This window comes from Pseudomonas sp. CROZ-RG-20F-R04-15 (assembly GCF_022662375.1).
Lineage (GTDB): Bacteria > Pseudomonadota > Gammaproteobacteria > Pseudomonadales > Pseudomonadaceae > Aquipseudomonas.
In genome coordinates this window covers 1-6,334 of sequence record NZ_JAKNQL010000050.1, presented here as the reverse complement: position 1 = coordinate 6,334, position 6,334 = coordinate 1, and the positions used below count along the sequence as shown (strand labels likewise).

Annotated in this window: 9 protein-coding genes and 1 pseudogene; 8 read left to right on the top strand and 2 right to left on the bottom strand. The window is 58.7% G+C overall.

Features of this window, described 5'->3' with window-relative positions:
- Positions 1 to 562 precede the first annotated feature (562 nt).
- The 3 genes from L8H52_RS30120 to L8H52_RS30110 all read left to right on the top strand — a co-directional run bounded on the left by L8H52_RS30120 (position 563) and on the right by L8H52_RS30110 (position 2,649).
- Positions 563 to 928, top strand: a complete 366-nt coding sequence (locus L8H52_RS30120; RefSeq protein ID WP_242210141.1) for a hypothetical protein — start codon at positions 563 to 565, stop codon at positions 926 to 928.
- Positions 929 to 1,076: 148 nt separating this feature from the next.
- Entirely contained in the window at positions 1,077 to 1,850 is a 774-nt protein-coding gene (locus L8H52_RS30115) for a carboxymuconolactone decarboxylase family protein (RefSeq protein WP_242210140.1), read from the top strand.
- 130 nt (positions 1,851 to 1,980) lie between these two features.
- Positions 1,981 to 2,649: a class I SAM-dependent methyltransferase gene (locus L8H52_RS30110; protein ID WP_242210139.1), complete on the top strand. Its 669-nt coding sequence runs from the start codon at positions 1,981 to 1,983 to the stop codon at positions 2,647 to 2,649.
- 65 nt (positions 2,650 to 2,714) lie between these two features.
- Here L8H52_RS30110 and L8H52_RS30565 read toward each other — a convergent pair.
- Both L8H52_RS30565 and L8H52_RS30100 read right to left on the bottom strand, forming a co-directional pair.
- Positions 2,715 to 2,810: pseudogene (locus L8H52_RS30565) on the bottom strand (metal ABC transporter ATP-binding protein); the annotation flags it as partial.
- Positions 2,811 to 2,981, bottom strand: a complete 171-nt coding sequence (locus L8H52_RS30100; protein ID WP_242210138.1) for a hypothetical protein — start codon at positions 2,979 to 2,981, stop codon at positions 2,811 to 2,813. It abuts the pseudogene before it with no gap.
- A gap of 83 nt (positions 2,982 to 3,064) precedes the next feature.
- On the opposite strand from L8H52_RS30100, the gene L8H52_RS30095 reads away from it, so the two are divergent.
- The 5 genes from L8H52_RS30095 (at position 3,065) to L8H52_RS30075 (ending at position 6,310) form a co-directional block, all read left to right on the top strand.
- A complete protein-coding gene (locus L8H52_RS30095) occupies positions 3,065 to 3,568 on the top strand; it encodes a VOC family protein (protein ID WP_242210137.1) in 504 nt (167 codons plus the stop codon).
- 35 nt (positions 3,569 to 3,603) lie between these two features.
- The gene (locus tag L8H52_RS30090; protein ID WP_242210136.1) at positions 3,604 to 4,440 is read left to right on the top strand and encodes an AraC family transcriptional regulator; all 837 of its coding nucleotides are present in this window, start codon (positions 3,604 to 3,606) and stop codon (positions 4,438 to 4,440) included.
- 191 nt (positions 4,441 to 4,631) lie between these two features.
- On the top strand, positions 4,632 to 4,934 hold the full coding sequence (locus tag L8H52_RS30085; RefSeq protein WP_242210135.1) for a metalloregulator ArsR/SmtB family transcription factor: 303 nt from the start codon (positions 4,632 to 4,634) through the stop codon (positions 4,932 to 4,934).
- Positions 4,935 to 4,995: 61 nt separating this feature from the next.
- Complete coding sequence (locus L8H52_RS30080) at positions 4,996 to 5,979, top strand: zinc-dependent alcohol dehydrogenase family protein (RefSeq protein WP_242210134.1); 984 nt, start codon at positions 4,996 to 4,998, stop codon at positions 5,977 to 5,979.
- Positions 5,980 to 6,001: 22 nt separating this feature from the next.
- The gene (locus tag L8H52_RS30075) at positions 6,002 to 6,310 is read left to right on the top strand and encodes an antibiotic biosynthesis monooxygenase (protein WP_242210133.1); all 309 of its coding nucleotides are present in this window, start codon (positions 6,002 to 6,004) and stop codon (positions 6,308 to 6,310) included.
- Positions 6,311 to 6,334 lie beyond the last annotated feature (24 nt).

Sequence of the window (6,334 nt, the reverse complement as noted above, 5' to 3'; positions counted from 1 at the left end):
AGAGGTAGAGGGAACTGACCGCGCTGAATGTGCAAATTGCACCGACTTGAGATACCGAGTCGAACTCAGGCCTGGAAGTACATGGAGATCTGCTCCCTTCCCCCTCGCCCCCCTGGGGGAGAGGGCTGGGGTGAGGGGGGAAAATTTCACAGACTCACGCAAAACCGAAAGCCGCCACCAACCGACATTGCCCATGCGTAAACGTCATCCAGTGATCACGTTTAAAACACACAAACCGTTACGCCATCCACCCTACAACACCTTGCACCGTTACCTACGCGTACGCCAGAATCCGCCGGCTTACACGGCTATGGTTCGGGCTATATCGTTTGCCTGTCACTGCAAAACAGTGATCGGGTTTGGTAGCCCGTCTGTAATAGCCGTGTGACAACACCCTGTGCTGTCTCTTTGTGGAGGCTCAGTTCAATGGTGGTCATGCGTGGGGCTCACTCGTGAGCGCCGGGTTCCTATTGCAGCCGGTCTACCAACCCGCGTATGGCCACCACCCACTCGTTTGGTAGCGAGAGTGATGGCTCCTTAAACTGCGATAGGAGTTTCATCCATGTTCAAAATCACGCCAAATCCACCGCCCACCGATCCAATCCCTCACGACCCCGCGCTTGACCCGCAAAAGGTCAAAGAAGCCACCGACCGCGCCCTCGACTACTACCTGAGACCCGAAGCACTGGGTGCTCCGCCAAGCTCGCCCCCGTTTCGCCCGGTCTATCTGGTCGACCCTACGCTGGATGAAGAAACCCTGTTGATCGAAGCATGTGAATCACTTTCCTACGCCCACTCCATGGCCGGTAACATTGCCAACTCTATAGGCGGCCCGGAGCGCAAACCGCTGCTGGCGCTGCAACAGGTGATCATGCTGAACGAGCTGTTGGTCAACCGATTGCTGGACAAGCTGCGCGTACCGCAGTAGTCACCCAAAGGAATGAGTGCAGGGTTATTCCTTCACTCATTCCGTGGATTGATGAGCAGAATTCATCAAGCCATCCCGATTTACCCGTCTAGTCCCCGCCGGTCACCTCGCTTACTGTTCTCCCCACGTCCAACGGGAGCCTTTCACGATGGCCACTGACACACGCAGCAGCGCTGCCCTCCCCGCACTCATGACGCTCTGCCTGAGCGTTGGAACGATGTTCAGCCTTACCACTCAAGCAGCCGAGGCACCGCAATCCATGACTACTCCGCAAACCACCGCACAAGCCCTGTCGAGTAAACAACAGACGATTCCACTGATTGCCGCGTTCATGGCGACCAGCGACATGCTCAACCTCAACTCGGCGCTCAACCAGGCACTCGACGCCGGACTGACCATCAGCGAAACCCGTGAAATTCTCGTGCAGCTCTACGCCTATGTGGGTTTCCCGCGCAGCCTCAATGCCTTGAACGAGCTGATGACGGTGGTGCAGGCACGCAAACAACGCGGCATCGAAGATGCGCCGGGACGCGAGCCGAGCCGGGCGATTCCGGTCGGGGATGAGTTGCTGGTCGCGGGCACGGCGAATCAAACCAAGATCTCCGGCGCCCCGGTCAAAGGCCCGGTGTTCGAGTTCGCCCCGGTGATCAACCGGTTCCTGCAAACCCACCTGTTCGGCGACATCTTCGAGCGCGACAACCTCGACTGGCAAAGCCGTGAACTGGCGACTGTCGGGGCGCTGGCAGCGACGCCGGGCGTGGAACCGCAACTGCGCGCGCATATGGCGGCGAGCCTGCGCGTCGGGCTCAGCGCGGCACAGTTGGGCGAGGTCACTGAGCTGCTGAAAAAGCACGGTGATGCGCAAACCGCCGAACGTGCAAATGCAGCGCTGGAAGAGGCTTTGGCGGCTTCGAAAAAATGACCGGGAAATGGACCTGATATCGATTTCTCAAAAAAATCGACGTTCGGAGCTGTGGTGGATACGCTGATCTCCAAGCCCTGGCTTGCGATCAGCGTCCATACTGTGGTTTTTCAAAAGTCGGGACACCGCCATGCCCTCGCCCGAATCCAGCCTTTTGCAGAGCTGGCACGACAACGCTGATGCCTGGATCGAGGTGATACGCAGCGGTGCTATCGAAAGCCGCCAGCAGGTGACCGATCAAGCGATTCTGCTGGCGATCATGGGCCGGCAGCCGCAGCGCGTGCTGGATCTGGGGTGTGGCGAAGGCTGGTTGTTGCGGGCGCTGGCGGATCGGGGGATTGAAGCTGTCGGTGTGGATGGCGATGCGCGGCTGGTCGAAGCGGCGCGTTTGGCGGGGGCGGCGCGGGTGCATGTCGCCAGCTATGACACGCTGGTCGATGGGACCGTCGACATCGGTCGCGACTACGATCTGGTGTGCGCCAACTTCTCGCTGCTGCATCAGGACATTATTCCGCTGCTTGCGGCGATGCATACATTGCTGGTTCGCGGCGGAGCGCTGGTCATTCAGACCTTGCATCCGTGGGCTGTGGCGGCAGGCGATTATCAGGATGGCTGGCGCGAAGAATCGTTCGCCGGGTTCAAAGGCCAGTGGCAGTCGATGCCGTGGTATTTCCGCACCTTGTCGAGCTGGCTGAATGCACTCGATATGGCCGGGTTCCAATTGGCCGGTTTGCAGGAGCCACAACACCCGCAAAGTCAGCTGCCGCAGTCATTGCTGATGGTTGCCGAGCGCCGCTGAAATTTCAGAAACACCGTTCCCCCAGGATTTTGCGTTGACTGCAGATTCTGGAAACCCTGCTGCCATTGTGGGAGCGAGCCTGCTCGCGAAAGCGGTGTGTCAGGCAACATAGACTCCGACTGTGCCGACGCCTTCGCGAGCAGGCTCGCTCCCACAGGGATCTATGCGGTTTGCGGGATCATCTGCAGACCACGGATGCGGTACTGCGCCAGCAGGCGCATGACGTAGCCGATCTTGATCAGGGTCGGGCCGAGGATGGTCAGCGAATGCATCGCCACCAGCAGCGCAATCGGCTCGGTGTCTCCGTCGTCGGGATTTTCAATGCTCGGCAATTGTCGATCTACGGCACCGGCAATCGACCAGGGACTGACTACGCTGTAAATCCTGCGTGTCTAACCTGCCGAGGATGACTGCCATGCAACGGTTTCAGAAACTCACGCCCTGCCTGTGGTTCGACGATCAAGCCGAAGCCGCTGCGAAGTTCTACTGCTCGATCTTCGATCACTCGAAAATCACCGGCCTGACCCACTACAGCAAGGTCGGCCAGGAATTTCACGGTAAGCCGGAAGGTGCGGTGATGACCGTCAGTTTCGAGCTCGATGGCCAGACCTTCACCGGGCTCAACGGTGGGCCGATGTTCAAATTCAGCGAGGCGATTTCGTTTCAGGTCAATTGTCAGAATCAGGAAGAAGTCGACCATTTCTGGGGGAAGCTGTCCGAGGGCGGCCCCATCGAAGCCCAGCAATGCGGCTGGCTCAAGGACAAGTTCGGCGTGTCGTGGCAGATCGTCCCGGTGGCGTTTATGCACATGATGCTGGATGCCGACACGAGCAAGTCACAGCGGGCGATGCAGGCCATGTTCCAGATGAAAAAACTCGACATTGCCGAACTCGAACGGGCCTTTGCCGGCCAGAGCTAATACACTGGCGCGCTGGCCTGCCGGGAATAACAACGATGAAACACGCTGCCGCCAAAAACCCTGAAAAAGCCCCGCGCTTCTGGCGCGACGCGGCGCTGCCATTCATTGAAGCCCGGGCCATCGCCGATGGCCGCGAGGTCTGCTATGCGCGGCATTCCCACGCGCACTTTTCCATTGGCGCAATCACCGCCGGGCGCAGCACGTATGTGCATGAGCAGGCGCAGTTCGAGGTCGCGGCGGGCACCGTGGTGCTGATGAACCCCGGCGATGTGCATGCGTGCAATCCGATCGATGACCAGCCTTGGTCGTATGTGATGCTGTACGTGGAAACGCCATGGCTAACGGATTTGCAGCATCAGTTGGGCTTTGCCAGTGATCTTGAATTTCGGCGTTTTTCCACTACACACCTTGATGACGCTGCGCTGTTCAACGAGCTGAACGGGCTGTATCAAACGTTGGTCGACCCGCAACAGGATGTGCTACGCAAACAGAGTGCAGCAGTAGAGTTTTTCAGTGATCTGCAACTGCTCCTCAACCCTGCCGGACCTTCGTTGCGCGAACCCAATTTCAAACTGGAACGCGCGGCTGACTTCATCCGCGAGCACTGCACCGAGGTGCTCAACCTCGACGACATCTGTGCAGCAGCAGCACAACTGTCACCCTCATACCTGATCCGCGCCTTCAAACAGCATTACGGCATGACGCCCCACGCGTTTCTGGTCAACCAGCGCATCCAGTTTGCCCGCGAGCGCCTGCGCAGCGGGCAGTTGATTGCGGATGTGGCGCTTGAGGCCGGGTTTGCCGATCAGGCGCATTTTCAGCGGGCGTTCAAACAACATCTGGCGGCCACGCCCGGCCAGTATCGCGGTTGATACGTCATCTGAAACCGAACCCTTCCCCTGTGGGAGCGAGCCTGCTCGCGAATGCGTTGGTTCAGTTGACTCATTCATCGACTGATACACCGCTTTCGCGAGCAGGCTCGCTCCCACAAGGTCAGAGTCATTGCCTGATTGGTCTCGCATTCAGATATTGACATATCGGTAAATTCCGATATCTTCGCGGCATGGAACTACTCGAAATCTTCAAAGCCCTCTCGAACCGCACACGCCTGGAAATCCTCAAAGGCTTGAAGGATCCCGAGAAACACTTTCCTCCCCAGGATGAAGGTGACGTGTACACGGTGGGCGTTTGCGTCAGCAGTATTCAGGAAGGCGTCGGGCTGTCGCAGTCGACGGTGTCCGATTATCTGGCGACGTTGCAACGCGCCGGTTTGGTCGAAGTCAGGCGCATTGGCCAGTGGACTTATTACAAACGCAACGAAGCAGCGATCAGTGCGCTGGCCGAGATCATCGGCAGCGAGCTGTAATTTTTTACCCCATGATATCGAGAATTCCCGATATCCCTTTTTACCGAAACGAGGCAATGCAATGAAAGCGATGATCCTTACATCATTTGGCGGCGCGCAATCGTTCGAACTGTGCGACGTGCCCAAACCAGTGCCACAAGCCGGAGAAGTGCTGGTGCGGGTGCACGCCACCTCCATCAACCCGCTGGATTATCAGGTGCGCCGTGGCGACTATGCCGACCTGGTGCCCCTCCCCGCCATCACCGGGCACGACGTCTCGGGCGTTGTCGAAGCCGTCGGCCTGGGGGTGACGGCGTTCGTGCCGGGTGACGAAGTCTGGTACACCCCGCAAATATTTGATGGCCCGGGCAGTTATGCCGAGTACCACGTGGCGGCGCAAAGCATTGTCGGCAAGAAGCCGCCCGCGTTGAGTCACCTCGAAGCGGCCAGCCTGAGCCTGGTGGGCGGAACCGCGTGGGAAGCATTGGTCGTGCGGGCCGCGCTCAGGGTCGGCGAAAGCATCCTGATCCACGGCGGCGCAGGCGGCGTCGGCCATGTTGCAATCCAGCTGGCCAAAGCTGTCGGCGCGAAGGTCTTCACCACCGTTCGCGAAGGCAATTTCGAGTTCGCACGGCGCATGGGTGCCGATGTGCTGATCGACTACGAAAAGGAAGATTACGTTGATGCGATTCTGCGCGAAACCGAGGGTCGTGGCGTCGATGTGGTGTTCGACACCATCGGCGGCGACACCCTGTCGCGCAGTCCCGACGCGCTCGCACAGCTTGGCCGCGTGGTGTCGATCGTCGACCTTGCCCGGCCACAAAACCTCATTCAGGCCTGGGGCAAGAACGCCAGTTATCACTTCGTGTTCACCCGGCAAAACCGCGGCAAGCTCGATGAACTGAGCGCATTGATCGCTCGCGGTCAGTTACGGCCACACGTTGGCGCCGTCTATTCGCTGGCCGACATCGGCCTCGCCCATGCCCGGCTCGAAAGTCCCAATAACGGGCTTCAAGGGAAAATCGCGATTGCCGTAGAGCCATCATCCGAACTTGCCAATCGCTGAACTCAGTCCTGAGGAGAACATCATGGTTTACGAGATCGCTCTGCTACCCGTTCACAAAGAACAAATTGAAGCGTTTCGGCGTGCGTTTACCGAGGTCGAGCCGTTGCTCAGCCGCGCCAAGGGTTACGGCGGGCACCTGCTCGCGCAAGGGATCGAAACGCCCGAGGTTTTCAATCTGATCGTGCGCTGGCAATCACTTGAGGAACACACGCCGGGTTTTGAAGCGAGTGAGGACCATAGGCTGTTCATGCTGGGGCTGGAAGATTATTTCTCGGACGAACCGAAGGTTTATCACATTGAGGGCGGCGCCTTTCAGCAGCCATTCAACTAGTCTCTGACAGTGATGCCCGATCAA

Bases quoted from the DNA above. Each gene is read 5' to 3' on its own strand.
- L8H52_RS30085 (WP_242210135.1), top strand. From the start codon at position 4,632: ATGGAACTACTCGAAATCTTCAAAGCCCTCTCGAACCGCACACGCCTG.
- L8H52_RS30110 (WP_242210139.1), top strand. From the start codon at position 1,981: ATGCCCTCGCCCGAATCCAGCCTTTTGCAGAGCTGGCACGACAACGCT.
- L8H52_RS30090 (WP_242210136.1), top strand. From the start codon at position 3,604: ATGAAACACGCTGCCGCCAAAAACCCTGAAAAAGCCCCGCGCTTCTGG.
- L8H52_RS30120 (WP_242210141.1), top strand. From the start codon at position 563: ATGTTCAAAATCACGCCAAATCCACCGCCCACCGATCCAATCCCTCAC.
- L8H52_RS30080 (WP_242210134.1), top strand. From the start codon at position 4,996: ATGAAAGCGATGATCCTTACATCATTTGGCGGCGCGCAATCGTTCGAA.
- L8H52_RS30075 (WP_242210133.1), top strand. From the start codon at position 6,002: ATGGTTTACGAGATCGCTCTGCTACCCGTTCACAAAGAACAAATTGAA.
- L8H52_RS30095 (WP_242210137.1), top strand. From the start codon at position 3,065: ATGCAACGGTTTCAGAAACTCACGCCCTGCCTGTGGTTCGACGATCAA.
- L8H52_RS30115 (WP_242210140.1), top strand. From the start codon at position 1,077: ATGGCCACTGACACACGCAGCAGCGCTGCCCTCCCCGCACTCATGACG.